This window comes from Algirhabdus cladophorae, from assembly GCF_044772865.1.
GTDB classification, from domain to species: domain Bacteria; phylum Pseudomonadota; class Alphaproteobacteria; order Rhodobacterales; family Rhodobacteraceae; genus Algirhabdus; species Algirhabdus cladophorae.
Genome location: NZ_CP173029.1, coordinates 254,053 through 278,924 on the forward strand (window position 1 = coordinate 254,053; position 24,872 = coordinate 278,924).

Genomic DNA, 24,872 nt, shown 5'->3' on the forward strand with positions numbered 1-24,872 from the left:
AGGGCGGCTTTTTTTATGGGGTGGGGTCCCACATTTCGATACTGGTCAATTCAGGCTCTCCGCCGCGGGCGCCGCTTCCTGCCGCGATCCAAAGTTTGCCCTCATGGGTGCAACAATTGGTGCCGTGCCGTGCGCGGTTCAGGGCAGGGCCAAAGGACCACGTCCCGGCCTTAACATCGAGGATCTGCATTTCGGTAAAGGCCTCCATCCGGCCAGCTTCGCCACCGACATAGTGAATTTTACCATCTAGGACGCCCGTGCCACCGGCGGCGGTTTGAATTGGGATGGGTTCGGGATGCACGGACCATGTGCCAGTCGCAAAGTCGTAAACGTCCACGTCTGCGATTGTGTCAAAGAACAGCTGGTTCAGGTCGGTCCCTGTGTGCCGCCCCGTTTCGCGCCCCCCAAAGAAATAAAGCTTATCATTGGCAATGGCACAAGGCGCATGGTCGCGTTTGTTGGGGGCGTCGGGCAGGATCTGCCATTCACCGGTTTCAGGGTGGATGCGATCAAACCACGCCTGCGTGTCGGCCCAGTGCCCATCAACGATGCCGCCTACAACGTAGATCCAACCGTCGGAATGCAGTGCACAGCCAGATGCGCCACGGCGCCGACCTTTTGGAATAGGCGGCCCCTTTTTCCACGTGTCGGTGTCGGGCTGATAAATATAGACGGTGTCCAAAGGGGTTTCGCGTGGAAACACCCCTGTCATGGTGCCGATCAGCCAAAGCTCATTTTTGAAAACGACTGGTTGAAAGTGGTGAATTTCCATGGGCGGTGGTGAGGCATGGCTCCAGCTTTGGGTCACAGGGTCAAAAATGTCGACGGGCTGGATACGCCTGCCACCAAAGAGGTAGAACTTGCCATCATAAGCTGCAAAACCGTTTTCGTGGCGGCAGTGCGGGGCGCCGTTACAATCGAGCGTGATCCATTCGGTCATTGAGCAGTCCCTTGTTGATCGCTTGAGTATACGGCGGTGTCTGATTGCGGGCCAGACGTTGATTTTCAGGTCAGACACCCGGTTTGGTGGCAGACAAACCCCTGGATTGGGTTGCATTGTTTTCAGACCGGAAACAATCAAATCGTACAGCGCACATCATGATACCCCATTTCGCTTATCCATTGAATTAAAAACAAAAATTGATCACAAAAGTTTGACATGGTTAACCAAAGATTAAATAATTCTGCAGCTAGGCCCGTGCATTAGGAGCTTGGATAGAATTAACGATGGGGTATTAACATAATGAAACTTACAATTGCAGCTGCACTTCTTGCAGCGACATCCTTGGCCACGACAGCCGCTCATGCGGGGACGATCACGTCTGATGCGTTCAATGGCTCTGAGGCTGGTGTTGGCTCGACTGGGCCGGAAGAATTCCTGTTTATTGACGTCTACAACCTAAACACTGGACTGTGGCTGGGCGAAGAAGGCTTTGTCGCCGACGGCCAAGATGACCTGTATTTTGGTGAAAATCCTGGTGGTGCTCAAGCTCGCTTTGGTGCTGTGTCTAATCAGTCTACTGACACCTCGATCGTTAACTTTTTTGTAGCGACCTCTGGCCCGAATTCGATCTCTGATCCGGCCTCTAATCTGGCAACGGACTTTAGCGGATTGGAGACTTTCGGCTCGGCTAATCTAACCACTGACGGGCTTCAGGGTTCTGGCAAGCTCTATGATGATAACGGCAATGGTCCGTTGGCTACTAACGCTTCCGGCGTTTTTGGCTTTGTGATGCAAGTTCTGGATACGACCCCGGACCTTTCGCCGGTCTGTAGCTTCGAAGATGACATTATAGACGAGTCTTGTCTCGTTGTGGTCGGTGAAGAAGGTGAAGGGGGCAGCGAAGAAGGTGGTGAAGAAGAAACTGTGTCTAACCTAATTGCCGAACACTTTGGCTTTATCCAACTGTCCAAAGGCTCGGTCATCGGGGGGACATTTGGTGTGAACACAACATCCGGTGCCGCCGTGACGCTGCCAACGATGTCTGCAGTTCCGTTACCTGCCAGCGTACTGTTCTTGGGCGCGGGTCTTGCCGGTCTTGGCTTTGTCGGACGGCGTCGCAAAAAGGCCTAAACACCCTTTGGAAATTTAGGAAAAAGGCGTGCCCGAACGGTGCGCCTTTTTTGCTATGGGCTTGAAGCCTGAGGTGTGGCGCGCTAGCAGGGGATACGTAATTTAGTGAGGTCGATCATGGATGATCTGCGCCAAAAATACCTAGAGCAAATCGCCAATGCCGCAGATGAAGCAGGCTTGGAAGATATTCGCTTGGCCGCTGTGGGCAAAAAGGGTGAAATTGCCCTGAAAATGCGTGAGCTTGGTAAAATGACGCCTGAGGAACGCCAAACCGCAGGCCCTGCGTTGAATGCGTTGAAGGACGAGATCAACTCGGCCCTGTCTGGCAAAAAGGCAGCTCTGGCTGATGCGGCGTTGGATGAACGGCTGCGCACGGAATGGCTGGACGTGACATTGCCATCGCGGGTGCGTCCTGAAGGCACAATTCATCCAGTGTCTCAGGTCATGGACGAGGTTGCCGCGATCTTTGCCGATATGGGGTTTGCCGTGGCCGAAGGTCCGCAGATTGAAACCGATTGGTATAACTTTGACGCGTTGAACATCCCCGGCCATCACCCGGCGCGGGCCGAGATGGACACCTTTTATACGCACCGTGCCGAGGGCGATAATCGTCCGCCACACGTTCTGCGCACCCACACCAGCCCTGTGCAAATCCGCCATATGGAGGCAAACGGTGCACCGACGCGCATCATTTGCCCCGGCCGAGTATACCGTGCGGACTATGACCAGACCCACACGCCGATGTTCCATCAGGTCGAAGGGCTGGCTATCGACAAAGACATCTCTATGGCGAACCTGAAGTGGGTGCTGGAAGAGTTCTTTACCGCCTATTTCGGCACATCCGTGAAAACCCGTTTCCGCGCCTCGCATTTCCCGTTCACAGAACCTTCTGCAGAAGTGGATATTCAATGTTCATGGCAGGATGGTACTGTGAAAGTGGGTGAAGGCGATGATTGGCTAGAGGTTCTGGGCAGCGGCATGGTTCACCCCAAAGTGCTGCAGGCCGGAGGCATCGATCCCGCGGATTGGCAGGGCTTTGCCTTTGGTATGGGGATCGACCGGATTGCAATGCTGAAATACGGTATTCCCGATTTGCGTGCGTTCTTTGACAGTGATCTGCGCTGGTTGCGGCACTACGGCTTTGCCAGCTTGGACCAGCCTACATTGCAGGCGGGTTTGAACCGCTGATTGGGAAAAGGACATTCGGATGTACAAATGGATTTTGGCAGCGCTTTTGGTCGCGACACCTGTTGTGGCCGATGAGACATGGACCAACGGATTTGGTGACGTGATCTATGAGGAAGATTTCGAAACTACCGCATTGTTTTCTGCGGCCAGTCCTGACGGCACAATCTGGATGTACATCGATAACCTTGCGGGCAATTATTCCATGCGCGATGGGATCTTTACGGGCGTTTGGTTGATCGAAGAAGACGGGTTTTGCGGATCTTCCCTGATCGGGGAAGACGGTCGTGGATCGAACTTTTGGGGCACTTTGGAATTGGTCTGGGACAACAGTGGATTTCCCAGCGGGTGGTCGGCCCGATTGGGGGATTGTGGTCAGATACCGTTTCGTACCATGCGGGCCACACCGCCGCAGTGAGCCGCCCCTTTCCCCAGCGCTGGTGATCAGATACATCGGCGCTTAATGCAGCAATTTTGACTGGACGCGATTGATATGAAGTTCACGCTTTCTTGGCTAAAGGACCACCTCGAAACCGAGGCGTCTTTGGATGATATTCTCTATGCTCTGACCGACTTAGGTCTGGAGGTCGAAGACGTCAGCAATCCCGCTGCGCGTTTGGCTGATTTTACCATTGGCTATGTGAACAGCGCTGAAAAGCATCCCGATGCGGACAAATTGCGGGTGTGTCAGGTCCAAACTGACGAAGGGGAATTGCAGATTATCTGTGGTGCGCCGAATGCCCGTGAGGGGATCAAAGTGGTTGTAGCAAAGCCTGGCGTTTATGTGCCGGGGATTGATACAACAATTGGCGTAGGCAAAATTCGCGGCGTCGAGAGCTACGGGATGATGTGCTCCGAGCGCGAGATGGAACTGAGCGAGGAACACGACGGCATTATCGAATTGCCCTCCGGCGAAGTGGGGCAAAAGTTTACAGATTGGCTGGCCGACAATGACGCGGCCAAAGTTGATCCTGTGATCGAGATTGCGATCACTCCAAACCGTCCCGATGCCTTGGGTGTGCGCGGTGTTGCCATTGATTTGGCGGCTCGCGGTTTGGGCACATTGAAAGCCCGCGTTGTTGACCCCGTGCCGGCTACGTTCAAGGCAGACCTTAGCGTTAGCATCGATGAAGACACATTGGACGGTTGCCCGGTTTTCTATGGTCGTTTGATCAAGGGCGTCAAAAATGGCCCGTCTCCTATGTGGTTACAAGATGTGCTCAAAGCCATCGGATTGCGGCCCATTAGCTTTCTTGTGGATGTCACGAACTTCTTTACCTACGATCGCAATCGCCCTTTGCACGTCTTTGATGCGGACAAAGTGGCTGGAAACCTGCGGGTGCACCGGGCTGCGGGTGGTGAGGTGATGACAGCGTTGGACGACAAAGAATATACGCTGCAAGCCGGTCAAATGGTGATCTCGGACGATACGGGTCCCGAAAGTATTGCGGGTATCATGGGCGGTCTGGACACGGGCTGTACCGATGAGACCGTGAATGTCTTTGTCGAAAGCGCCTATTGGGATCCGGTTCAGATTGCTTATGCGGGCCGTGCTTTGAAAATCAATTCTGACGCGCGCTACCGGTTTGAGCGCGGTGTTGATCCGGCGTTTACCCCTGAGGGTTTGGAACACGCTGTACGGATGATTGTCGACAACGCCGGTGGCGAGGCCTCCGAGGTGATTGTTGCAGGTGCTGTGCCAGATACATCACGTGCGTACCGTTTGGATACGGATCGCGTGCAATCCTTGGTGGGTATGGAAATCCCTGCTGAGACGCAGCGTGCGACGCTGGAGGCACTTGGATTTGTGATGGATGGCGATATGGCCCGGGTCCCAAGCTGGCGCCCTGACGTGATGGGCGAGGCTGATCTGGTGGAAGAAGTGGCGCGCATGGCGTCTTTGACCAAACTCGAAGGCAAACCCTTGCCGCGTCTTAGCCCCTCGGTTCCGCAACCAATCCTGACCCCGATGCAGCGCCGCGAAAGCATTGCACGGCGTACAGCGGCTGCTTTGGGGTATAATGAATGTGTGACCTACAGCTTTATCGACCAAGCCAGCGCTGACTTGTTCGGTGGTGGATCTGATGCGACGCGTCTTGAAAACCCAATCTCCAGTGAGATGAGCCATATGCGCCCTGCGTTGCTGCCGGGTCTGTTGCAAGCGGCCAGCCGGAACCAGGCCCGTGGCTTTGCTGATATGGCCCTGTTCGAAGTGGGGGCTGCGTTTCATGGGGGCGAACCCACTGAGCAGCACACGCAGATCAGCGGTTTGCTGGTGGGCCGCACTGGGCCAAAAGACGTGCATGGGGCCTCGCGGCCTGTCGATATTTATGATGTCAAAGCAGATGCAGAGGCCGTTCTGGCCGCTATTGGCGCCCCTGCCAAAGTGCAGGTCATGCGTACGGGCGATGCTTGGTGGCATCCGGGGCGTCATGGGGTGATTTGCCTTGGGCCGAAAAAGGTTTTGGGCGTCTTTGGTGAAATTCATCCAAAGGTTTTGGCGGCGATGGATGTCAAAGGTCCTGCTATGGGCTTTACCCTTTGGCCCGGTGAAGTGCCGATGCCGAAGAAGAAATCTGCGACACGCGGGGCGATGACGACCTCTGATCTGCAAGCGGTTGAACGTGATTTTGCCTTTGTGGTGGATGCAGATGTTGAGGCACTGACCCTGACCAATGCAGCTGCGGGTGCGGACAAGGCCCTGATCGACGAAGTGCGTGTGTTTGATGAGTTTATTGGTGGATCTTTAGGCGAAGGGAAGAAGTCGCTTGCGATCACTGTGCGCCTGCAACCTAAAGATAAGACCTTGAAAGAGGCGGATATCGAAGCAGTTAGTGCCAAGATCATCGAGAAAGTCACCAAGGCCACAGGCGGCAGTCTGCGCGGCTAGGCCGTGGTATTGAGTATTTTGGGAAAAAAGAAACCAATGAAGGGTCTGTTATGACGTTGAATGTGTATTTGTCTGGGGAAATCCATACTGATTGGCGCGAGCAGATCATTGAAGGCTCTCGTGGGTTGGATGTGTCGTTTCATGCGCCTGTGACGATCCATGAAAACTCGGACGATTGTGGCGTTGCTATTTTGGGTGAAGAACCCAACAAATATTGGCACGATCACAAAGGGGCGATGGTTAATGCGATCCGCACCCGCAAAGGGATTGCAGATGCGGATGTTGTGGTTGTGCGGTTTGGTGAGAAATATAAGCAATGGAATGCCGCGTTTGATGCAGGCTATGCCGCCGCGTTGGGAAAATCCCTGATCATTCTGCATGGGGCCGATCATCAGCATGCTTTGAAAGAAGTAGATGCAGCGGCCTTAGCCGTGGCTGAGGAACCGTCGCAAGTGGTTGAGATTTTGCGATATGTTTTGACAGGCAGCTTGCCTGCGTAAAACGAAAGCCCCCGGAAATCGGGGGCTTTGTCAGTTAGGCGCGCGGTGGTGTGACCAGACCGGTTTGGACGGCCGGACGTTTTAGAAAACGGTCCAAATAAGCTTGGACATTTTTGTAGTTGTTCCATCCCAGAATATCGCGAGTCCCATAAAAATCGGTCGCACGCAGCCAAGGGGCAATGGCCATATCTGCAATGGAATAGCCGCCTGCAATCCAGTCTTTTTCTGCCAGCTCCTTGTCCAACACAGTCAAAAGGCGTTTTGCCTCGTCACGGTAGCGTTCGCGGGGACGTGGATCTTCGATTTGGGCTCCTGCGAATTTGTAGAAAAAGCCCATTTGGCCAAACATTGGCCCCAGCCCACCCATTTGGAACATCAACCATTGGGTAATGTGGGCCTTCTCGGTTGCAGTTGTACCACCGAACTTGCCAGACTTTTCTGCCAGATACAGCAAGATCGCGCCGGATTCGAATAATCCAATGGGGCCCTCTGGGCCGTTTGGATCAACAATCGCTGGGATCTTGTTGTTTGGGTTCAACGACAAAAACTCGGGGCTTTTGACATCTGCATCGGACAAGGTCACGGTATGAGCCTCATAGGCAAGGCCCATTTCCTCAAGAGCGATGGAAACCTTGACGCCATTTGGGGTCGGAAACGAGTAGAGCTGGATCACGGAAGGGTCCTTTGCAGGCCATTTTTGTGTGATCGGGAAGTGAGAGAGATCCGCCATGGTGGCTCCTTTATGCATTGGACTTCATACATAGGGGAGAAATACCCCAAAAAAACCCATGTAAATGTGCGCGGTTGCCGTTACACATTCCGCACGGGCGCACAGAAAGTAATCAGACGCCTATGTGGGAACTTAATAGTGGGGTCGTCATGATCAAAGAATTCAAAGATTTTATCGCCAAAGGCAATGTTATGGACATGGCCGTTGGTATCATCATCGGTGCAGCGTTCACTGCGATTGTTGGCAGCTTGGTTGCTGATCTGATCAATCCGATCATCAGCCTTTTCATGGGCGGTGTCGATTTCAGTGGCATGTATGCGCTGCTGGGTGAAGGCGAATATGCGACGATGGCTGAGGCCGAAGAAGCAGGCGCCGCCGTGTTCGCTTATGGGCGTTTCATCATGGCGATCATCAACTTCCTGATCATCGCATTTGTGGTGTTTATGTTGGTGCGCACTGTAAACAGCATGAAGAAAAAAGAAGAAGAGGCGCCTGCGGAACCGGCTGGCCCAACACAAGAAGAGCTGCTTGCGGAAATTCGCGACGCACTGAAGAAGTAAGCATAAACCATGCTTTTGGGCCTGTGTCGCATTGCGATGCGGGCCCTTTTTCTGTTCAGTACTCAGACACACAGGGCTTAATCATAGGGACATGCGATGAAACTGGATTCTACAGATCGCCGGATCCTTGGGATTTTGCAGACCAAAGGCCGTATGTCGAACGCCGATCTGGCGGAGCTGGTGCACCTGTCGGCCAGTGCGTGTCACAGGCGCGTGCAACGGTTAGAGCAGGACGGTTTCATTCGCGATTATGTGGCGCTGTTGGATCCGCACAAGGTCAATCGCAAAGCCACTGTGTTTGTCGAGATCACATTGTCGGGGCAAGCGGACGAGGTACTGGATGCTTTTGAAAAAGCTGTGGCGCGGATCCCAGATGTTTTGGAATGTCATTTGATGGCGGGCAGTGCGGACTATCTGCTGAAGGTGGTGGCCGCCGATACCGAGGATTTTGCGCGTATTCACCGTCAATCTTTGGCCACTTTGCCCGGCGTGGCACAAATGCAATCTAGCTTTGCGTTGCGGACAGTGTTCAAAACGACGGCGCTGCCAGTTTCATAAATTCAGGCGGCGACTATATCAGTAACAAACTGTACGTTTTCTATGCTTTTTAACGTCATTCCGCTCAATAGCCCGCGTGCCCAATTTTATGTGATTTTACTTGCGATGTTTTGGATGTTGTCGCGATCACCTGTGTTTGCAGGCCTCAACCGCGTGGACTATGCGGAAAATTACGTGGGTAGGTGGTGCGGCGAAGGCTCGGGGATGCGATGGCGTCGGAGTGTGTCAGCCGATGGCACCTATATCTAGCACAACCAATCCCTGCCGAATGCAGATTTTCCCATGGATCCTCAGTTGAATTTGGAAGCTGGTCCATAGACGGTGATGTTTTGGCCACGAAATGCAGGCCGTTCAATTTGACGGCAAAGCGCGCCAGATCGTCAAGCCTGCTTGGGCGTTTGAATTCAACATACTGGCGCTTGCAATCGATGAGATGCGCATTGAGCATAGGGGTCTAGATCTGACGTTTCGCTCCACGCGAGAGTGTCCTGCAAGCTGATTGTTGTTGCGGTTTGCGAAATCTATTGGCTAGTGCAGATCGGTTTGCAGGGCAGGGGCCGCCATCTGTGGGCGCGATCCTGCCTCCCATTCGTTGGCTGCATAGATGCTGGGTAAGTTTACGCCAGAGCGTTGCAAAATGTAGTCCTCCGGGGCGGGTAGGTTGGCCAAAAAGGGCAGGCTAAGCGGACGTTTTTCGGTGTTATCCCCAATGGACACGAGGCCCGAGCTGTCGACCCGTGCGCCTGCCTGATCCAGCAGATCTGCGATGCAAATGTCCGTGCCGTCGTCCAAAAACAGGCGGGTGCCGACCCGCAATGTCCCGGTGTTTTGCACGGTGACAGATCCATCGGTCGCTGGATCGCCTACGACCATTTGCACCAACTGATCTTCATAAGATCCCACAACGCAATTGGTGTTGGCGCGGATCAAGGTGCCGTCTTGGCGCACCAACGCCCCGTCAGATCGTAAAATATCTATGATGGGCACATGTTTTCCAGCAAAGCGACCGTCGCCACAAAGGGTGACGTGGCCGGGTGTGACCATCAAGTCAAACACATCCAAAACATGCAGGGCTTGGTTGATAAACCGCTGCGTCACGCGCCCCGGGGTCAAATACCCGCGATTGTCATAGGACAAGACCAAATCGTCGACCTCGATGGTCTCGATCGGTTTTTGCCATGTGTTTGCCAGCACCTGTGCTTCGTCAAAATGTCCGTCATCCTGTTGAACGATATCGCTGGTCGTGGGCCACATGGTGATCATTGTGCCGGCAAGAAAGCAGCGTTCGATACCCAATTGATCGGCCCATTCGCCCAGATTGGTATAGGTGGTGAACACACCGGGGGCCGCGCGCAGCAATTGCAGCGTTTCGCGTTCCAGCACTTGCACGGCGGTCTGCGAACTTTCAACGCCATCCAGAATTGTGTTCACGGAATTCCTGAAGTTCGGGTCGTTCCATTGATCTGGAAAGTTGTTTTGAAAGAACTCGGTTGCACCGGCGCGAAATTCGCTGCGCGAAAAGGTCTGTTCCGGAAAGCCTGAAATTGAAAATGTAATGCTGGATTTCGTCAGTGCGAAACCGACCCCACCGCTGAGGCCATAGGCACTGAGCGATGCGCCCGCGCTGAGAGTGACATCTACATCAAAAGCCTGGCCGTTTTGATCGAATTTGACTGTGGCCGACCCAGTGCCGACGCCGTCGATGCCAATATCGCGCGTGACCAGTAGGGTGTTTCCAAGGCCACTGTTTGGGGCCACGTCGATCCCCAATGCACTCAGCGCGAGTTGCGTTTCTTCGTCCAAAAGAGCTGTATAAGGGCCCATACTAATTAATCCTTCACATCAACCAAATCTTTTATAACGCGGAAACCGCGATGTTTCGTGCGGTGCGTTTGATCCACTGAACCGCGCCATGCAACGCGCAACAGATCGATCGCATCGCTGTAGCTTCCGCCTCGAACCACTCGCAGGCAGGTTTCAGCGTCATCACTGGCTCTCCATTCCAACGCCGTTGTCCAGCCATGATAAGAGCGCGTGTAGCATGATGCTGTCAACTCGGATGCGTTGCCCGACATATGGCGCAATCCCCAGGCGTTTGCAGCATCCAAGCTGTCCACAGGGACGGGATGGCCGCGTTCGATAAACTCAGGCCGCGCTTGCATCAAAATGCGTTCCGTCAGGCTGGCATCAAAATTTGCTTGATCCGAGGTCGGCTCGAAACCTTGGGCAAAGCGTGTTTGGGTTCCGGCTCGAGCCGCATATTCCCATTCTGCTTCGGTTGGCAGGCGGTAAAGCCCTGTTTCAGACTTTGAATTCAGCCAAGCCAGATAACTCTGGATATCAAGGTAGGACACGAACAAAACAGGATGATTTCCATCCACCTGTGTGGTCGCACCGCCACCGCCATTGATGTAGATCTCGGATCGGGGCAGGTATCCGCCGCATCCACCATCCCGAATGCAGGACGACCATTGATCGTAGGTCACCTCAGTCTGAGCCATCGCAATGGGTTGGTCCATAACGACGTCAAATTGCGGGCCTTCGTCTGATTTAACAAAAGGGTGTTGCGCCGTGGCCCGTTGATGGGACCCATCGCGCCAAACCAGATTGCGGCGAAATTCATTCGCTGGTGCGCCCATGGTAAAGACACCTTTGGGCAGAGGGATCATGTCGGGACAGGTGGCACAATCCCGAAAGGAGAGTGCGTCGTCAGCCAAGGCGCTGGGAGTGCCAGAATTTAGACCCATAAAGAGTATGGCTGCAGCTGTCAGGTGATATGCGCGCAATTCCTAAGGCCCTTGTGTCAGACCGAATAGGTCAGCGTGGGCAGTCTACGCAGCTTGCTATAAAAGAAAAACCCCCGCCGGATCGGTTGAGGAGGTCGCGAACACTTGGTTCAGGCGACGTAGAAATAGCCGAAGACCTTATCGCAACCGATTGACGCAGAATAAGATAGTTTCGAGGCGCAGAGAGTGCTTGTTTTTTAGGCTTTGAACTGGCGAGCCCTCACTACTGCACGCATTTCCTTTACTCAACGTAAGGTTGCGGGGTATTTTGATACCATCTTTGTGCATATCGCACAGACAATCTGGGTGTCAGGCGATAGACGTGAACAAACACAGCAAACACATTTGGGCATTTGCGCTGCTGGCGCTGACAACGGGATCACTGCCTGCAGGTGCGGTCACACTCAACTACACATATACTGCGGCATTGACGGATGGTGGAACTGTCACCGGTGGCTTTGACTTTAATGTCAACACCCAGCAAGTTACTGGAATGACCGCAGATTTGACAGGTGGGTCGACACCAGATGCAGACACTGATCTCTTGTTCAACAATGGTTTTGCCCTCACCTATGTTGCTGATCAAGATGGCTTTGTCCCGAATGTCACACCGCTTTTGTCGGTGAATGTCTCTCAGGGGGCCGGGGACTTTTCTCAAGATGCACCCGGGGCGCAAGTTGTGGGCTTTACCTACACATGCTCTGACCTTTTGATCTGCTCAGGAATTGCTCCCTTGAGTTCTTTCCAGACATCCTCGGTCACGTTGGAAACAAAAATCGATACAATTACCTACGATCTTACGGGCGCTTTCAGCGATGGCGCCACATTTTCTGCAAGCGTCCTTTACAGCACTGACGGCAGCCCGCTGCAATTCTCTGATCTGAAGGTTTCGGGCAGTAGTTTCTCAGACGGGCCCTTTACGGATGCAAATGGGGGTCCTTCAAATGTTTTCCTTGTTGAAGGCAATGTGGTCCCACAAGATCCAACAGGCAGCGTCGTCTTGAGTTTTGGTAGTCTCGATTTTGGCGATCTCAGGGTCGCGTCCCCCCAGTTTGGTGGGGCGATAGGTCGCTGCGGCGATGCCTTTTGCCAGCCGGATCAAGTCATCGCGTTTGCATCGCTTTCTGGGACAGCACGTTTGGCGGCGATTAATCTGGTGCCAATTGTCCCTTTGCCGCCCACAATTGCGTTCCTGTTTAGCGGCGTGTTGGGCTTTGCTCTGCTCCGCCGGAAACAACGAAAAATCCTTGGTTCAAACACGTCACTCCTCGCGCAGACGTAGCTATCGGTTATGTCAGACACTTAGGATCGGCGGACACGTATGGTTGCCTTCTGAACAAGAAAAACCCCCGCCGGTGAGGGCGAGGGTTTCACTAACACTTGGTTCAAAGAGGTTGCTCTTAGAGCATCCCTTCGCGCTGTGCTTTCTTCCGAGCCAGCTTGCGCGCACGGCGGATGGCCTCGGCCTTCTCGCGTGCTTTTTTCTCTGACGGTTTCTCGAAATGTTGCTTAAGCTTCATTTCACGGAACACGCCTTCGCGTTGCAGCTTTTTCTTCAGGGCACGGAGCGCCTGATCAACGTTGTTGTCACGAACACTAACCTGCATGTGGTGTCACCACCTCTCTAAGTTGAATTTGCATGATTGCAGGAAGTGGCCGTATAGCAAAGCGGTCCTATCTTGTCTAGTATGTTGGATAGTGGAAGGTTTTGAAATGACAGATGCCCCTTACGACGTAATCAAGCAGCAATTGCTGGACGCCGCTTTGATCCATGTGGTCTTTGATGGATGGACGCCGACGACGTTTCGTGCTGCCGTTGAGGATACCGGAATAGACGCTCAAATGGCCGAAAATGTGTGCCCCAAGGGCGCATTAGATTTAGCAATATTATACCACAAAAACGGCGATGCAGCGATGTTAGCCGCATTGAAATCAGCCGATTTGGCGGGTCTGCGGTTCCGTGACAAGGTTGCCATGGCAGTGCGATTTCGGATCGAGGCTGTGGACGACAAAGAAGCAGTGCGGCGTGGATCGACCCTGTTTGCCTTGCCGCATCATGCAGCGGACGGGGCCAAATTGGTGTGGGGCACTGCCGACGCCATCTGGACTGCGCTGGGCGATACATCCGAGGATGTAAACTGGTACACCAAACGCGCGATTCTGTCGGGTGTTTATAGTTCCGTCATTTTGTTCTGGTTGGGCGATGATAGCCAAGACACCCAAGCGACTTGGGATTTTCTGGACCGCCGCATTGACAACGTGATGCAGTTCGAAAAGGTAAAGGCGCAGGTGAATGCCAATCCTGTTTTGAGCAAATTGTTGCAAGGTCCGAATTGGCTGCTAAGCCAGATCAAGGCGCCGACCCAGTTCAAAAATGATGACCTTCCGGGGCAATGGAACGCCCCAAACTAAGGAACCAGATCCATGCGCGCAGTTGAAATTACCACCCATGGTGGCCCTGATGTTTTGGCTGTTTGTGCGCGTGAGGTTCCCAAGCCAAAGCACGGCGAAGTTCTTTTGAAAGTGGCTTATGCGGGGGTCAATCGCCCAGACGCTTTGCAGCGCGCAGGACTTTACAATCCACCGGCGCATGCCAGTGATTTGCCGGGGCTTGAGGCCTCGGGCACTGTTGCAGCTATTGGAGACGGGGTCACCGATTTGGCCGTGGGTGATGAGGTGTGTGCGCTGTTGCCCGGTGGTGGTTATGCAGAGTTTGTGACGACCCCTGCAGCCCATTGTTTGCCGGTGCCTGCGGGGATGGACCTCAAACAAGCGGCCTGTTTGCCTGAGACGTTCTTCACGGTTTGGTCGAATGTGTTTATGCGCGGCGGTCTGCAGGCGGGTGAGCGGTTTTTGGTGCATGGCGGATCAAGTGGGATTGGCACAACTGCCATTCAATTGGCGCGCCATTTTGGGGCGCGTGTGTTTGCGACGGCGGGTTCTGATGAAAAATGTGCGGCCTGCAGCGATTTGGGCGCAGAGGTGGCACTCAATTATCGCGACGCGGATTTTGTTGGTGTGATGCGCGAACATGGCGGGGCGGATATGATCCTCGATATGGTTGGCGGGTCTTATATGCAACGCAATCTCAAAGCCTTGGCGGATGACGGTCGGTTGGTACAGATCGCGTTCTTGCAAGGTCCCAAGGCCGAGTTGAATATGGTGCAAATGATGACGCGGCGGCTGACCTTGACGGGATCGACACTGCGCCCGCAATCGGTTCTGGCTAAGGCACGGATTGCAGATCAATTGCGCACACATGTCTGGCCTGCATTAGCCAGTGGCGCCGTGGCCCCGGTGATGGACAGCGAGTTTGATCTGGCCGATGCAGCCGCAGCCCATGCCCGCATGGAAGGTTCGACCCATATTGGAAAGATTGTTCTGAAGGTCAGCGCATCGGATTAAACTCGGCGTCTTTCATCGTACAATCGCGGATAACATCGCGCCCGCATGGAACCGGATTGAGGTCTGTACTCAGGCAGATGCGCGCCTCTTGAATGCGGCCTGCTTTGCACGTGATGGTCACTGTATCAGGCTCCCAGTCTGGGTTGGCTTTGAGGAAGGCCTCTTCCACGACTTTCGCGGGCAATTCGACCGCCCGATCCAGTTTGCGAAAGACCGCTGGCCGGTTGACCGATGCATAGGCGTCCCGCGAAAGTGCATAGTAGTCTGTGGATGACAGGCCCGAGCAGACGCCATGTTTTTTCCATTGGTGAAATGCAAGGCCGGAGGAGCCCATGATGTCGGTCATGGCATTGGTCTGACTGCGCGATGGAAACCGTTCTGAGGTGCGGCAATAGCTGGGCCAGCCTTGGTGGTATTGGGGCCAAAGCCCATGCAGGGTCCAGCCGTAGCCTTTGCCCGCATCGCACTGGGGCGAGTCGCGTGCATCCCCTTCTAATGCGCACCAGTTCGGTGTCCAACTGAGGGCCAGAACGTAGTAGTCAAACACCCCTGATTTTTCGCCATCGGCCCAAAGGCCAGAGCCGACGAGGCTGCACAGACCTGCCAAAAACCACTTACGCATTTTGATCTTTCCCTTTTTTGTTGGCGCTATTATACATCCGCTAAGTTCCCCTACAATGTGAACCCGCCTTGAACGCCAAGGCCGCCCCCGCCGGGCGTTGGGAAAGACGTGTTAAAAGGATAAGATCATGGGTAAACCGATTATGGCAAAGGCCACTGCTGTTTGGCTGGTGGACAACACAACACTGACGTTCAAACAGGTTGCAGACTTTTGCGGTTTGCACGAGTTGGAAGTGCAGGGCATCGCGGATGGGGATGTGGCCACTGGGGTTAAGGGATTTGACCCGATTGCCAACAACCAGCTGACCCAAGACGAGATTGACGCGGCTGAAAAAGACCCGATGTACAAGCTGACACTGAAGTTTAATGCAGCAGCGGTTGGTGAGGAAAAGCGTCGCGGGCCTCGGTATACGCCCCTGTCCAAGCGTCAGGATCGTCCGGCGTCGATCCTATGGCTGGTCAAGTTCCATCCAGAATTGACCGACGGTCAAGTGAGCAAACTGGTAGGCACGACGAAGCCGACTATTCAAGCCATTCGCGAGCGGACCCATTGGAATATTGCCAACATCCAACCAATCGATCCTGTAGCCCTTGGTCTGTGTAAGCAGTCGGAATTGGATATGGCTGTGCAAAAAGCCAATGCCAAGAAGGCCAAAGACGGTGAAGTGATGTCTGACGAAGAGCGTCGCAAGCTGGTCAGCACAGAGCAGTCTTTGGGTATGGATCCAGAACCCAAAATGCCAGCAGCGATTTCTGGGCTTGAGACGTTTACATTGTCGGAAGAGACCGCATCGGATGAGGACGCAGGTGAGGCCATTTTGGATGCAGATAGCCTGTTTAACTTGCCCGAAGGCGACAATGATGAGGACGACCAGCCCTAAGTCTTGGCGGTTGCTCTGATCCGAATGCAAAGCCCTCACCTAACGGTGGGGGCTTTATTCTTTTTTGAGGCCGCGCAGATCCTGCACTTCGCGCCTTAGGGCCCTGACTTCTTCTAGAACTAATGCTGATTCTGATTGCATTTGGTCCCTTGCCTCGCGCGCCTCGTCTTCGTGTTCGGATTGCATGGCGTCGACGATGACCCCAATAAAGAGGTTAAGCACGGTAAAGGCGGTCATAATCAAGAAGGGGATAAAGATCAGCCACGCGGTGGGGTAGACGTCCATAACGGGGCGCACGATGCCCATGGACCAGCTTTCCAGGGTCATAATCTGGAACAGGGTGTAGGCGGATTTTGTGAGGCTGCCGAACCAGTCGGGGAAGCTGGCCCCAAACAGTTTGGTCGTCAGCACCGCAAAGACGAAATAGATGATTGTTAGCAGCAGCACGATGGATCCCATGCCGGGAAGGGCATTGAGCAGCCCGGTTACCACGCGGCGCATAGACGGTATTGCCGAGACAAGGCGCAAGACACGCAAGATGCGCAGTGCCCGTAGGATCGACAGTTGGCCAGTGGCTGGCAGCAGGGCGATTGCAACAACCAAGAAGTCGAATACCCGCCAAGGATCGCGCCAAAACGCTAAGGGGTTTAGGGCCAGCCGCGCGCCCACTTCGGCGACAAAGACCCAAAGGATTGCTTTGTCGATTGCTTCCAGCAACGGGCCATAGCGATCCATGATGAACGGATAAGTTTCCAAAGCTAAGACGATCGCATTGATCACGATCAGGATCAAAATCGTACGTTCAAACTGTGGAGTGCTAAGGAATGCTTGGAGTTTTTTGCGCATAGCGGGGGGCCTGATCACGTGCTGAGTTAGGGTAAAGGCGTACTAAAGGCGAAGTCTTAAATTACAGCGACTTTCTGGCCGTTAAAGCCGCAGAAATTGTCCCATCGTCGAGATAATCCAGTTCCCCACCAATTGGGACACCCTGCGCAAGGGACGTCACAGTCACCCCAGCCAGATTATCCGCGATGTAATGCGCCGTGGTTTGCCCGTCTATCGTGGCGTTGAGGGCCAAGATAACCTCGGTGATGCCTTCCGTCGTGATCCGGTCGATAAGCTTTGGAATGCGAAGTTCATTCGGTCCAATGCTGTCGAGGGCAGAGAGGGTTCCACCCAAAACGTGGTAGCGGCCTTTGAACACGTTGCTGCGTTCCATTGCCCAGAGATCCGCCACATCTTCGACAACGCACAGCTGGCCATTGGCGCGCTTTTCGCTGTCGCACAGGTCGCAAATATCTGAGGTGCCAACATTGCCGCAGTTCAGACACTCGCGTGCAGTTGCTGCCACAGTTTGCATGACATCCGCCAAAGGCGTCAGCAACAGCCCGCGTTTTCGGATCAAATGCAGCACAGCACGACGGGCCGAGCGGGGGCCAAGCCCGGGCAGCTTGGCCATCATCTCGATCAGATTGTCGATGTCTTTGGTGCTGCTCATGCTTTCTAGAACGGGAGCTTCATATCGGCGGGCAGACCCATGCCTTCGGTCAGTTTTGACATCTCGGATTGGGCGCGTTCGGAGGCTTTTGATTGCGCGTCTTTGATGGCGGCGAGGATCAGGTCTTCGACCACTTCTTTGTCGTCACCGGAAAAGATCGAGGGGTCGATGTCGAGGCCCTTCAATTCGCCCTTGGCTGTGGCCGTTGCTTTGACAAGGCCCGCGCCGCTTTCGCCAACGACCATAATGTTGTGCATCTCTTCTTGCATTTCTGCCATTTTGCCCTGCATTTCCTGCGCGGCTTTCATCATTTTGGCCATGTCGCCCATGGCGCCGAGTCCTTTGAACATATTTGGTCTCCTTGGTGGGATGGTATTGTTAGATATTTGTGCAGCGTTTCAGATTTCAATCGTCTTCGAATGGATCCCATTCGTCGTCAACCTCTGGGAGGGCCTCTACGGCGGCATCTTGGGCGATTTCTGCCGCCGTCCGAATGTTGATGATCTTGGCGCCAGGGAAACTGTCGAACACGGCTTGAACCAAAGGGTGTTCTTGTGCGGTCTCGCGCAGTTCCACGTCTTTGGCGTCGCGCACTGCAGCGATGGAGGCGTCGCCGTCATCATTGGTGATAGAAACAGCCCAACGGGCACCAGTCCACGCCGATAGTTTTGAGCTGAGCCGTGCCGCCAAATCGGAAGGGGCAGAGGGTGTCGGGTTAAATTCGATCCGGCCGGGGCTGTAGCGGACCAATTGAACACCGCCTTCAACATCGACCAACAGCTTTACATCGCGGTGGGTGCGGATCAGGGCAACCACGTCTTCAAACCGTCCAAACCGCGCCAATGCATCCTGAGCAGCGGCGGCCTGCGTGACCGTGCCTGCCCCTGCAGCAAGGGTGGCGCGCGCAGTTGGCATAGGCGCGCCAGACGCTCTGGTCGTTGGGCCGCCGCCGCCCGAGGGGACAGATTGGCCAGCAGGTGGGGGAGGGGGCGTGTCTTGCAGCTTGCGTACCAGATCCTCGGGGCTGGGAAGGTCAGCCACATGGGTCAAACGGATCACAGCCATTTCAGCGGCCATCATCGCGTTCGGGGCATGCGCCACTTCTTCGATGGCTTTCAACAGCATCTGCCACATGCGGGTCATCGCCCGCATCGGCAGGGCCTCGGCCATGGCGATGCCGCGCGTGCGCTCATCCGGGCCAACAGTGGGGTCGTCTGCTGCGTCGGGGGTGATTTTGATCACACTGATCCAATGGGTCAGTTCCGCCAAATCGCGCAATACAGCCATGGGATCGGCCCCATCTGCATATTGTTCACCAAGTTCGGTCAGGGCGCTGGCCGCATCGCCTTTCATGACCATGTCGAACAAATCCATCACCCGCCCGCGATCAGCAAGCCCCAGCATTGCACGCACTTGATCCGCGGTTGTCTCGCCCGCGCCATGACTGATGGCCTGATCCAATAGCGAGGTCGCGTCGCGTGCCGATCCTTCGGCAGCGCGGGTGATCAAGGCCAAGGCGTCCTCGGCGATCTGTGCCTTCTCGCTGTCCGCGATCTTGCGCATCAGCCCGATCATATCCTCGGGTTCAATCCGGCGCAGGTCAAAGCGCTGACAACGGGACAGAACGGTTACGGGTACTTTGCGGATTTCCGTGGTGGCAAAGATGAATTTAACGTGGGCGGGGGGTTCTTCCAGCGTTTTGAGCAGTGCGTTGAAGGCACTGGTCGACAGCATGTGAACCTCATCGATGATGTAAATCTTGTAGCGGGCCGAGGCAGGCACATAGTGCACGCTGTCTAGGATATTGCTGCGGATATCGTCGATTTTTGTTTGGCTGGCGCCATCCATTTCGACAACATCTACATGCTGGCCTGCCATAATGGAGGTACAATGTTCGCATTGCCCACAAGGTTCTGTCGTTGGCGTCCCGTTGCCGTCGGGACCAATGCAGTTCATGCCTTTTGCGATAATGCGGGCAGTTGTGGTTTTGCCGGTCCCACGGATCCCGGTCATCATAAAGGCCTGGGCGATACGGTCGGCCTCAAAGGCATTTTTGAGGGTGCGGACCATGGCCTCTTGGCCAACCAAATCGACAAAGGTTTCGGGGCGGTATTTACGCGCCAATACCTGATAGCCGTCTGGGGAAGATGTCATGAGATACGTCCTGATTCCGTGCCTTAAAATCTTAACGGCCCGAGGGAAGATCGTCCATGGTGCTAAATGGCAGGCAAGTCTGTTACAGATCCATCTGTGCAACTGGCTATGGCCAACATTGACGAGGTAGCGCGGTGATTTGGAGGCAGGTGTGATGATTTCGCAAATCGAACTTGGGGCGGGCCTAATCGGATTGTCACCGCTGCCGCGCAATTTGGAGGAACTGGAAATTGTGGGTGCGTGGAGGGCGGACTTGGCAGTCAGTTTGACCCAAGATGACGAGTTTCACCGACTTGCGCCAGATGGTTTGATCCAAGTGTTGGGTGCGGATCGCCTTGTTTTTCCAATTGCAGACTACGGCGTGCCGACGGATCGGCAAACACAAGCATGGCCAGACATCGCGGCATGTATCACGGCCTGTCTAGAACGCGGGGAACGTGTTTTGATCCACTGCAAAGGTGGGTGTGGGCGCACCGGCATGATTGTTTTACGTTTGATGGTTGAGGCGGGGGAGGATCCAGATAAAGCCCTTCATCGGCTCAGGCGCAGTCGGCCCTGTGCGATCGAAACACAGGCACAGTTACGTTGGGCGCAAGGGTGCCCGGTCTAGTTTACGGTTGGGGTGTTAGGTGAGAGGTTGGACATCGACCCAAGTGGGGCTCGTTGTGGCTGCTTCCTTCCGGACCTGACCAGGTTGGCGAGGCACCTGCCCGCGCCAACCTCTCGAGACCTCATATAGAGACGGACGGGCAGCGATGCAACCTAGGCATCAAACCTTATCCGGTATAGGGCAAACCCTTTTTGTGAAGGTCCAACGTAGCTCACTGCTGTGGGGAGCTTGCTGGCGGTCACGGCCAAGGGGGACGATTTAAATACGGCTGATGCGCGTTTGATCGGGCTGAACTTCCAGTTTTGGATCGGGGTTGGATCAACCACTTGGCGTTGGGTCAAATACTGGATCAGAACATCGCGATTGCTCATGCCGGCCTCTATACAGGGCGCATTTGGTGCCCGATTTCGGCGAAATCCACTGGTGGCTAAGGCAAACCTTTGATCGGCGGAAATCGGTTGCCCTTTATAGGTGATCGACTTGATACGCTTGCGATCCTCGGGGGCAATGACAGCGTTGCCCAAATGATCAAAGGCGGCTGGTTGCGTGAGATCAATTTCATAGTCGATCCCATCGAAGGTGTCGTAATCATATGCCGGAACACGGGGGTTGAGCAGCGGCTGGTCGGTTTCATGAGGGGTGATTTGGTGAAAACACGATGCCGATTGCTCAAGCCAGCCATAGATCTGCGCGCCTGTAAGAATCATCGCACAGAATTGGTTTTCGTACCGGTAGATATCATGAATATTGTGCAGATTTATCGGTCCCGCAGGCAAAAAACTGTAGTTTTTCGACCCTTCTTCGCCGCCAACCCGTGCCAAAGCAACGGCAGAAATCAGCGGCAGGCCTTGGAATTCTGTGCCCTCCAATAATGAACTGAGGTGGGCTTGTTGGGCGTTATGCACGAATTGAGATGCGCTGTTCGGAGCGACTTGGGCAAAAAAGCTGCTCATTGCAAAGCGGGTCTGGCCCAGTCGCGCGTTCATTCGTGCCAAGGTCAAGCGGTGCGTGTTTTGCGCAGTATTAAAGATGTCTGTGTCGCCGGTGTGAAACGATATTGATCCTATGGCCTCGGCGGTTCCACTCGTCACAGACCAGGCGTCGTCGGTTTTTACAAGGGTCAGGCTGATATGGCCTAAATGCGAGGCGTTGCAGCCGGGCATGACGGTTGCCGCGTCGCCATCGGCGGTCTGATCTTGGCTGAAAGCGCGGTGAATATGCCCGGCAAAAACCGCATTAACATCGGCCAATTGTGAGATGCTTCGAGCGAAATTTGCAGGCTCTTCCGGGGCCGGGTCGGCAATATAGCCACTATGGGCCAAAACGATGCATATGTCTGCGCCTGCGCGCTTCATGTTTGCGACGGCTCTGCGGGTCGCGCTGACCGGATCTGACAGCTCAAAATTTCTGCCCATCTGCAGCTGTGACCAATATTGTGACTGCTGTGGCAAGCATCCCGTAACACCAATTTTCAGCTCGTGGTTTTGTCCGTCATGGCAGGTCACCGTGCGGGGTAAAATGATGAACTGCGGGGGATGTTTGAAGTCACCTTCGACGATATTGGCGCAAACATAGGGACAGCTGGCTGTATCGATCAGATCGTCCAGAACATCAGGGCCGTAGTCTAAATCATGGTTGCCCAACGTCGCTGCATCATAGCCGCACAGCCCAAGAAAGCTGTGCATGTTGAGGCCAGCCTGACGATTGGCCACTAAAGTGTCCGCAAAGGCCGTGCCTTGGATCAAATCACCATTGTCAAACAGCATCGAGTTGGCGGTTTTAGCGCGGGCTTCTTTCAGGGTCTTGGCAAGCTGAACCAAAGCGGGGCCTTGGGTGGCGGCCATATCAACATAATCAAACTGCAAAACACTGCCATGCAGATCACTGGTCCCAAACAGGTCCAATGTCACCTTTGAAGGTGGTTTTGATGTAGGATGTTGTACCAAGATACGGCTTTAAATTGTGGTTGAGAGGGATCAATACCCTTAAGTTGAACTGCCTTTGACTTCAATAACTAGCGTTAGGTCAGATTGTGTCACGTCTTGTTCCGTGTCAGATGTGGCACAGATTTCGAGGATTTTGAATGAAACACGCAGAAACTGTCACTTTTGGTGGCTCGGGTTTGGAACGGGCCGCGCATTTGCGAAACAATCCGCAGGAACTGGCGGCTCTGTTCGAGGATAACGGCCAAGTCTTGATGGTCTGGCGTGGCAAGCCGTTGGTGCAAGGGCCGGACAATGGGCAATTGGTCTGGGTTGATGCCCGCCACCCAATGGTCGCGTCGGCCACCAAATCGGCGGTGTTTCTGGGGCTAGAGGGCGGCAAAGGCCTGTTCGCTGTGGATGTCTCGCATTGGACGCCAGATGATTTGGATACATCGACCCTTAACCAATTTCTCGACCCGTCTGAGCAAGTTCCCCAGGGCGGCCCAGCAGGGGCGGTTTTTGCTGAGTTACGGGCGGTGATGACCAAGCTTGACGCGCGTGATGCCGAGTGTGCAGCCACGGCGCGGGCGGTTTTGGAATGGCACCGCACCCACGGATTTTGTGCGTTTTGTGGTCACAAAACGATGATTGGAATGGCGGGCTGGCAAACGGATTGTGCAGCCTGTGGTCGCCATCATTTCCCACGTACGGACCCTGTTGTGATTATGTTGATCCTGTCGGGGAATTCCGTTTTGTTGGGGCGTTCGCCCGGATGGCCCGAAGGGATGTATTCTTTGCTGGCAGGGTTCATCGAACCGGGTGAGACGATAGAGGCTGCGGTGCGCCGCGAAGTTCAAGAAGAGTCAGGAGTTCACGTAGGCCAAGTGGGGTATCTGGCCTCCCAACCATGGCCTTTCCCTGCCTCACTGATGTTTGGGTGTATCGGCCATGCGACCAGCACGGAAATCAAAATCGATCCCGAAGAGATCGAAGATGCACTGTGGGTCACCCGCGAAGAAATGATGCAGATTTTTGCGGGCGAACACCCCAAGGTTAACGCGCCCCGCCAAGGTGCGATTGCACATTTTTTGTTGCAAAACTGGCTTGCAGATACATTGGATTAACCTCAATACACCTATAAAGAGCACGCTAAAGCCCTACAGGACCTAACAGATGAAGTTTTCGACCCGCGAAGATATCGAAGCACCGATTGAATTTGTGTACAAAGCGATTACGGATTTCGACGCTTTTGAACGTGCTGCGATGCGGCGCGGTGCCGATGTGGAACGAACGGCTGGTCAAACGGCCAAAGGCGTGGGCACCTCTTGGATCGTTGCGTTCGAGTTTCGTGGTAAGCCGCGCGAGTTGAAAGGTGCCTTGGTTGAGGCTGACGCGCCCAATCGCTTGCGGTTTGAAGGCACTTTAAGCGGGCTTGATGTGGCTTTGGATGTAGATTTGGTAGCACTTTCCAAGAAACGCACGCGCCTACATGTCGCGACCGAACTTAAGCCGCGCAGCCTGTCAGCACGTTTGTTGATCCAGTCCTTGCGTTTGGCCAAGACCAGCCTGACCAAACGGTTCAAATCCCGCATTGCGGAATTTGCCGAGGATCTGGAAGACCGACATCGCCGGGGCGTATCTGCGTAAGCTACGGTCGTGCGGCATCAGCAGGATAGACGCCTAGGATCCTGATCATGTCGGTGAAATAGTCCAGTTCCTCTAGGGCGCGCTGCACATTGTCGTCGTCAGGATGGCCATCGATATCCGCGTAAAACTGCGTTGCCGTGAACTCGCCATCCACCATATAGCTTTCCAGTTTAGTCATATTGACGCCGTTTGTCGCAAAACCGCCCATGGCCTTGTACAGGGCCGCTGGCAAATTGCGGACCCGAAACACAAAGCTGGTCATCATTTTTGTGTCGCCCCGCCGGGACTGATCAGGTTCAGGGGCCATGATCAAAAAGCGTGTGGTGTTCTTGTCGTGATCTTCGATGTGACGGGCCAAAAGCTCGAGATCGTAAATCTCGCCTGCGATATCTGAAGCAAGGGCAGCTTGGCTTGGATCCTTGAACGCGGCCACTTCCATCGCAGATCCGGCCGTGTCGGCGCTTTTGACGGCATCCAGTTTGTGCTTGGCTAAGAAATCGCGACATTGCCCCAAAAGGACCGGATGGCTGCGCGCGGATTTCACTGTGTCCAATGTGCTACCTGCTACACCCCACAAATTGATGTGAACGCGCACGAAGGCTTCGCCGATGATGTGCAAGCCAGAGTTGGGAATCAGTTGGTGGATGTCTGGGACGCGGCCAAAGGTCGTGTTTTCCACAGGGAGCATGGCCAAAGCTGCATTGCCTGAATGCACAGCTTCTATGGCGTCTTCGAAGGTTTTGCAGGCCAAAGGCTGCATGTCAGGGCGGGCGTCACGGCAGGCTTGATGCGAATAAGCACCCAGTTCACCCTGAAAGGCAATAATCGCTGTCATGGCGTCAATGGAT

26 protein-coding genes and 1 other RNA gene are annotated in these 24,872 nt (G+C 54.4%); 14 read left to right on the plus strand and 13 right to left on the minus strand.

Translation table 11 applies throughout. From position 1 onward, the window contains the following. Positions 1–13 precede the first annotated feature (13 nt). Positions 14–940, minus strand: a complete 927-nt coding sequence (locus ACIRQ6_RS01200; protein WP_420862306.1) for a Kelch repeat-containing protein — start codon at positions 938–940, stop codon at positions 14–16. A gap of 303 nt (positions 941–1,243) precedes the next feature. Between ACIRQ6_RS01200 and ACIRQ6_RS01205 the strand changes: the two genes are divergently transcribed. The 5 genes from ACIRQ6_RS01205 to ACIRQ6_RS01225 all read left to right on the plus strand — a co-directional run bounded on the left by ACIRQ6_RS01205 (position 1,244) and on the right by ACIRQ6_RS01225 (position 6,649). Then, positions 1,244–2,074, plus strand: a complete 831-nt coding sequence (locus ACIRQ6_RS01205; RefSeq protein ID WP_420862307.1) for a VPLPA-CTERM sorting domain-containing protein — start codon at positions 1,244–1,246, stop codon at positions 2,072–2,074. Between the two features lie 117 nt (positions 2,075–2,191). Further along, positions 2,192–3,262 carry a phenylalanine--tRNA ligase subunit alpha gene (gene pheS, locus ACIRQ6_RS01210; protein ID WP_420862308.1) on the plus strand — a complete coding sequence of 357 codons (1,071 nt, stop codon included), beginning with the start codon at positions 2,192–2,194 and terminating at the stop codon, positions 3,260–3,262. Between the two features lie 19 nt (positions 3,263–3,281). After that, on the plus strand, positions 3,282–3,677 hold the full coding sequence (locus ACIRQ6_RS01215) for a hypothetical protein (protein ID WP_420862309.1): 396 nt from the start codon (positions 3,282–3,284) through the stop codon (positions 3,675–3,677). A 75-nt stretch (positions 3,678–3,752) separates the two neighbouring features. Beyond that, a complete protein-coding gene (gene pheT / locus ACIRQ6_RS01220; RefSeq protein WP_420862310.1) occupies positions 3,753–6,149 on the plus strand; it encodes a phenylalanine--tRNA ligase subunit beta in 2,397 nt (798 codons plus the stop codon). Positions 6,150–6,199: 50 nt separating this feature from the next. Continuing rightward, on the plus strand, positions 6,200–6,649 hold the full coding sequence (locus ACIRQ6_RS01225) for a YtoQ family protein (RefSeq protein WP_420862311.1): 450 nt from the start codon (positions 6,200–6,202) through the stop codon (positions 6,647–6,649). A 34-nt stretch (positions 6,650–6,683) separates the two neighbouring features. Here ACIRQ6_RS01225 and ACIRQ6_RS01230 read toward each other — a convergent pair whose 3' ends face one another. Beyond that, entirely contained in the window at positions 6,684–7,379 is a 696-nt protein-coding gene (locus ACIRQ6_RS01230) for a glutathione S-transferase N-terminal domain-containing protein (protein WP_420862312.1), read from the minus strand. Positions 7,380–7,528: 149 nt separating this feature from the next. Here ACIRQ6_RS01230 and mscL point away from each other — a divergent pair, with 149 nt between their 5' ends. Further along, the gene (gene mscL / locus ACIRQ6_RS01235) at positions 7,529–7,939 is read left to right on the plus strand and encodes a large conductance mechanosensitive channel protein MscL (RefSeq protein ID WP_420862313.1); all 411 of its coding nucleotides are present in this window, start codon (positions 7,529–7,531) and stop codon (positions 7,937–7,939) included. Positions 7,940–8,035: 96 nt separating this feature from the next. Then, entirely contained in the window at positions 8,036–8,497 is a 462-nt protein-coding gene (locus tag ACIRQ6_RS01240) for an Lrp/AsnC family transcriptional regulator (protein ID WP_420862314.1), read from the plus strand. 528 nt (positions 8,498–9,025) lie between these two features. On the opposite strand, the gene ACIRQ6_RS01245 is transcribed toward ACIRQ6_RS01240, so the two are convergent. Both ACIRQ6_RS01245 and ACIRQ6_RS01250 read right to left on the minus strand, forming a co-directional pair. Further along, a complete protein-coding gene (locus tag ACIRQ6_RS01245; RefSeq protein ID WP_420862315.1) occupies positions 9,026–10,321 on the minus strand; it encodes a hypothetical protein in 1,296 nt (431 codons plus the stop codon). 5 nt (positions 10,322–10,326) lie between these two features. Next, positions 10,327–11,283, minus strand: coding sequence for a formylglycine-generating enzyme family protein (locus ACIRQ6_RS01250; RefSeq protein WP_420862316.1), 957 nt, complete (start codon positions 11,281–11,283; stop codon positions 10,327–10,329). A 322-nt stretch (positions 11,284–11,605) separates the two neighbouring features. On the opposite strand from ACIRQ6_RS01250, the gene ACIRQ6_RS01255 reads away from it, so the two are divergent. Further along, positions 11,606–12,565: a hypothetical protein gene (locus ACIRQ6_RS01255; RefSeq protein WP_420862317.1), complete on the plus strand. Its 960-nt coding sequence runs from the start codon at positions 11,606–11,608 to the stop codon at positions 12,563–12,565. A 118-nt stretch (positions 12,566–12,683) separates the two neighbouring features. On the opposite strand, the gene rpsU is transcribed toward ACIRQ6_RS01255, so the two are convergent. Next, positions 12,684–12,890 (minus strand): 30S ribosomal protein S21, encoded by a 207-nt coding sequence (gene rpsU / locus ACIRQ6_RS01260; RefSeq protein ID WP_008207378.1) that lies wholly within the window; start codon positions 12,888–12,890, stop codon positions 12,684–12,686. A 106-nt stretch (positions 12,891–12,996) separates the two neighbouring features. Between rpsU and ACIRQ6_RS01265 the strand changes: the two genes are divergently transcribed. Continuing rightward, positions 12,997–13,695, plus strand: a complete 699-nt coding sequence (locus ACIRQ6_RS01265; RefSeq protein ID WP_420862318.1) for a COQ9 family protein — start codon at positions 12,997–12,999, stop codon at positions 13,693–13,695. 12 nt (positions 13,696–13,707) lie between these two features. Beyond that, complete coding sequence (locus ACIRQ6_RS01270; protein ID WP_420862319.1) at positions 13,708–14,688, plus strand: NAD(P)H-quinone oxidoreductase; 981 nt, start codon at positions 13,708–13,710, stop codon at positions 14,686–14,688. On the opposite strand, the gene ACIRQ6_RS01275 is transcribed toward ACIRQ6_RS01270, so the two are convergent. Next, positions 14,672–15,310 carry a ribonuclease T2 family protein gene (locus tag ACIRQ6_RS01275; RefSeq protein WP_420862320.1) on the minus strand — a complete coding sequence of 213 codons (639 nt, stop codon included), beginning with the start codon at positions 15,308–15,310 and terminating at the stop codon, positions 14,672–14,674. The genes ACIRQ6_RS01270 and ACIRQ6_RS01275 overlap by 17 nt on opposite strands. 127 nt (positions 15,311–15,437) lie before the next feature. Here ACIRQ6_RS01275 and ACIRQ6_RS01280 point away from each other — a divergent pair, with 127 nt between their 5' ends. Further along, a complete protein-coding gene (locus ACIRQ6_RS01280) occupies positions 15,438–16,190 on the plus strand; it encodes a DUF1013 domain-containing protein (protein ID WP_420862321.1) in 753 nt (250 codons plus the stop codon). Positions 16,191–16,244: 54 nt separating this feature from the next. Here ACIRQ6_RS01280 and ACIRQ6_RS01285 read toward each other — a convergent pair whose 3' ends face one another. From ACIRQ6_RS01285 to ACIRQ6_RS01300, 4 genes are all read right to left on the minus strand, one after another. Next, positions 16,245–17,036, minus strand: coding sequence for an ion transporter (locus tag ACIRQ6_RS01285; RefSeq protein ID WP_420862322.1), 792 nt, complete (start codon positions 17,034–17,036; stop codon positions 16,245–16,247). A 61-nt stretch (positions 17,037–17,097) separates the two neighbouring features. Next, entirely contained in the window at positions 17,098–17,688 is a 591-nt protein-coding gene (recR, locus tag ACIRQ6_RS01290; RefSeq protein WP_420862323.1) for a recombination mediator RecR, read from the minus strand. A gap of 5 nt (positions 17,689–17,693) precedes the next feature. Continuing rightward, positions 17,694–18,038 (minus strand): YbaB/EbfC family nucleoid-associated protein, encoded by a 345-nt coding sequence (locus tag ACIRQ6_RS01295; protein ID WP_420862324.1) that lies wholly within the window; start codon positions 18,036–18,038, stop codon positions 17,694–17,696. Between the two features lie 55 nt (positions 18,039–18,093). Next, a complete protein-coding gene (locus ACIRQ6_RS01300; RefSeq protein ID WP_420862325.1) occupies positions 18,094–19,842 on the minus strand; it encodes a DNA polymerase III subunit gamma/tau in 1,749 nt (582 codons plus the stop codon). 154 nt (positions 19,843–19,996) lie between these two features. Between ACIRQ6_RS01300 and ACIRQ6_RS01305 the strand changes: the two genes are divergently transcribed. Then, positions 19,997–20,452: a protein-tyrosine phosphatase family protein gene (locus tag ACIRQ6_RS01305; RefSeq protein WP_420862326.1), complete on the plus strand. Its 456-nt coding sequence runs from the start codon at positions 19,997–19,999 to the stop codon at positions 20,450–20,452. Positions 20,453–20,469: 17 nt separating this feature from the next. On the opposite strand, the gene ffs is transcribed toward ACIRQ6_RS01305, so the two are convergent. Further along, an RNA gene (gene ffs, locus ACIRQ6_RS01310) (signal recognition particle sRNA small type) lies at positions 20,470–20,568 on the minus strand. A 36-nt stretch (positions 20,569–20,604) separates the two neighbouring features. Then, positions 20,605–22,362, minus strand: a complete 1,758-nt coding sequence (locus tag ACIRQ6_RS01315) for a 5'-nucleotidase C-terminal domain-containing protein (protein ID WP_420862327.1) — start codon at positions 22,360–22,362, stop codon at positions 20,605–20,607. Between the two features lie 173 nt (positions 22,363–22,535). Between ACIRQ6_RS01315 and nudC the strand changes: the two genes are divergently transcribed. Both nudC and ACIRQ6_RS01325 read left to right on the plus strand, forming a co-directional pair. Continuing rightward, positions 22,536–23,501: an NAD(+) diphosphatase gene (gene nudC / locus ACIRQ6_RS01320; RefSeq protein WP_420862328.1), complete on the plus strand. Its 966-nt coding sequence runs from the start codon at positions 22,536–22,538 to the stop codon at positions 23,499–23,501. A gap of 49 nt (positions 23,502–23,550) precedes the next feature. Beyond that, the gene (locus ACIRQ6_RS01325; protein ID WP_420862329.1) at positions 23,551–24,024 is read left to right on the plus strand and encodes an SRPBCC family protein; all 474 of its coding nucleotides are present in this window, start codon (positions 23,551–23,553) and stop codon (positions 24,022–24,024) included. 1 nt (position 24,025) lies between these two features. On the opposite strand, the gene ACIRQ6_RS01330 is transcribed toward ACIRQ6_RS01325, so the two are convergent. Further along, positions 24,026–24,859, minus strand: a complete 834-nt coding sequence (locus ACIRQ6_RS01330) for a prephenate dehydratase (RefSeq protein ID WP_420862330.1) — start codon at positions 24,857–24,859, stop codon at positions 24,026–24,028. Between the last annotated feature and the right edge of the window lie 13 nt (positions 24,860–24,872).

Bases quoted from the DNA above. Each gene is read 5' to 3' on its own strand.
- ACIRQ6_RS01200 (WP_420862306.1), bottom strand. From the start codon at position 940: ATGACCGAATGGATCACGCTCGATTGTAACGGCGCCCCGCACTGCCGC.
- ACIRQ6_RS01230 (WP_420862312.1), bottom strand. From the start codon at position 7,379: ATGGCGGATCTCTCTCACTTCCCGATCACACAAAAATGGCCTGCAAAG.
- ACIRQ6_RS01270 (WP_420862319.1), top strand. From the start codon at position 13,708: ATGCGCGCAGTTGAAATTACCACCCATGGTGGCCCTGATGTTTTGGCT.
- mscL (WP_420862313.1), top strand. From the start codon at position 7,529: ATGATCAAAGAATTCAAAGATTTTATCGCCAAAGGCAATGTTATGGAC.
- recR (WP_420862323.1), bottom strand. From the start codon at position 17,688: ATGAGCAGCACCAAAGACATCGACAATCTGATCGAGATGATGGCCAAG.
- ACIRQ6_RS01240 (WP_420862314.1), top strand. From the start codon at position 8,036: ATGAAACTGGATTCTACAGATCGCCGGATCCTTGGGATTTTGCAGACC.
- nudC (WP_420862328.1), top strand. From the start codon at position 22,536: ATGAAACACGCAGAAACTGTCACTTTTGGTGGCTCGGGTTTGGAACGG.
- ACIRQ6_RS01285 (WP_420862322.1), bottom strand. From the start codon at position 17,036: ATGCGCAAAAAACTCCAAGCATTCCTTAGCACTCCACAGTTTGAACGT.
- ACIRQ6_RS01295 (WP_420862324.1), bottom strand. From the start codon at position 18,038: ATGTTCAAAGGACTCGGCGCCATGGGCGACATGGCCAAAATGATGAAA.
- ACIRQ6_RS01305 (WP_420862326.1), top strand. From the start codon at position 19,997: ATGATTTCGCAAATCGAACTTGGGGCGGGCCTAATCGGATTGTCACCG.
- ACIRQ6_RS01265 (WP_420862318.1), top strand. From the start codon at position 12,997: ATGACAGATGCCCCTTACGACGTAATCAAGCAGCAATTGCTGGACGCC.
- ACIRQ6_RS01275 (WP_420862320.1), bottom strand. From the start codon at position 15,310: ATGCGTAAGTGGTTTTTGGCAGGTCTGTGCAGCCTCGTCGGCTCTGGC.
- ACIRQ6_RS01225 (WP_420862311.1), top strand. From the start codon at position 6,200: ATGACGTTGAATGTGTATTTGTCTGGGGAAATCCATACTGATTGGCGC.
- pheT (WP_420862310.1), top strand. From the start codon at position 3,753: ATGAAGTTCACGCTTTCTTGGCTAAAGGACCACCTCGAAACCGAGGCG.
- ACIRQ6_RS01245 (WP_420862315.1), bottom strand. From the start codon at position 10,321: ATGGGCCCTTATACAGCTCTTTTGGACGAAGAAACGCAACTCGCGCTG.
- ACIRQ6_RS01300 (WP_420862325.1), bottom strand. From the start codon at position 19,842: ATGACATCTTCCCCAGACGGCTATCAGGTATTGGCGCGTAAATACCGC.
- ACIRQ6_RS01325 (WP_420862329.1), top strand. From the start codon at position 23,551: ATGAAGTTTTCGACCCGCGAAGATATCGAAGCACCGATTGAATTTGTG.
- ACIRQ6_RS01215 (WP_420862309.1), top strand. From the start codon at position 3,282: ATGTACAAATGGATTTTGGCAGCGCTTTTGGTCGCGACACCTGTTGTG.
- ACIRQ6_RS01280 (WP_420862321.1), top strand. From the start codon at position 15,438: ATGGGTAAACCGATTATGGCAAAGGCCACTGCTGTTTGGCTGGTGGAC.
- ACIRQ6_RS01205 (WP_420862307.1), top strand. From the start codon at position 1,244: ATGAAACTTACAATTGCAGCTGCACTTCTTGCAGCGACATCCTTGGCC.
- pheS (WP_420862308.1), top strand. From the start codon at position 2,192: ATGGATGATCTGCGCCAAAAATACCTAGAGCAAATCGCCAATGCCGCA.
- ACIRQ6_RS01330 (WP_420862330.1), bottom strand. From the start codon at position 24,859: ATGACAGCGATTATTGCCTTTCAGGGTGAACTGGGTGCTTATTCGCAT.
- rpsU (WP_008207378.1), bottom strand. From the start codon at position 12,890: ATGCAGGTTAGTGTTCGTGACAACAACGTTGATCAGGCGCTCCGTGCC.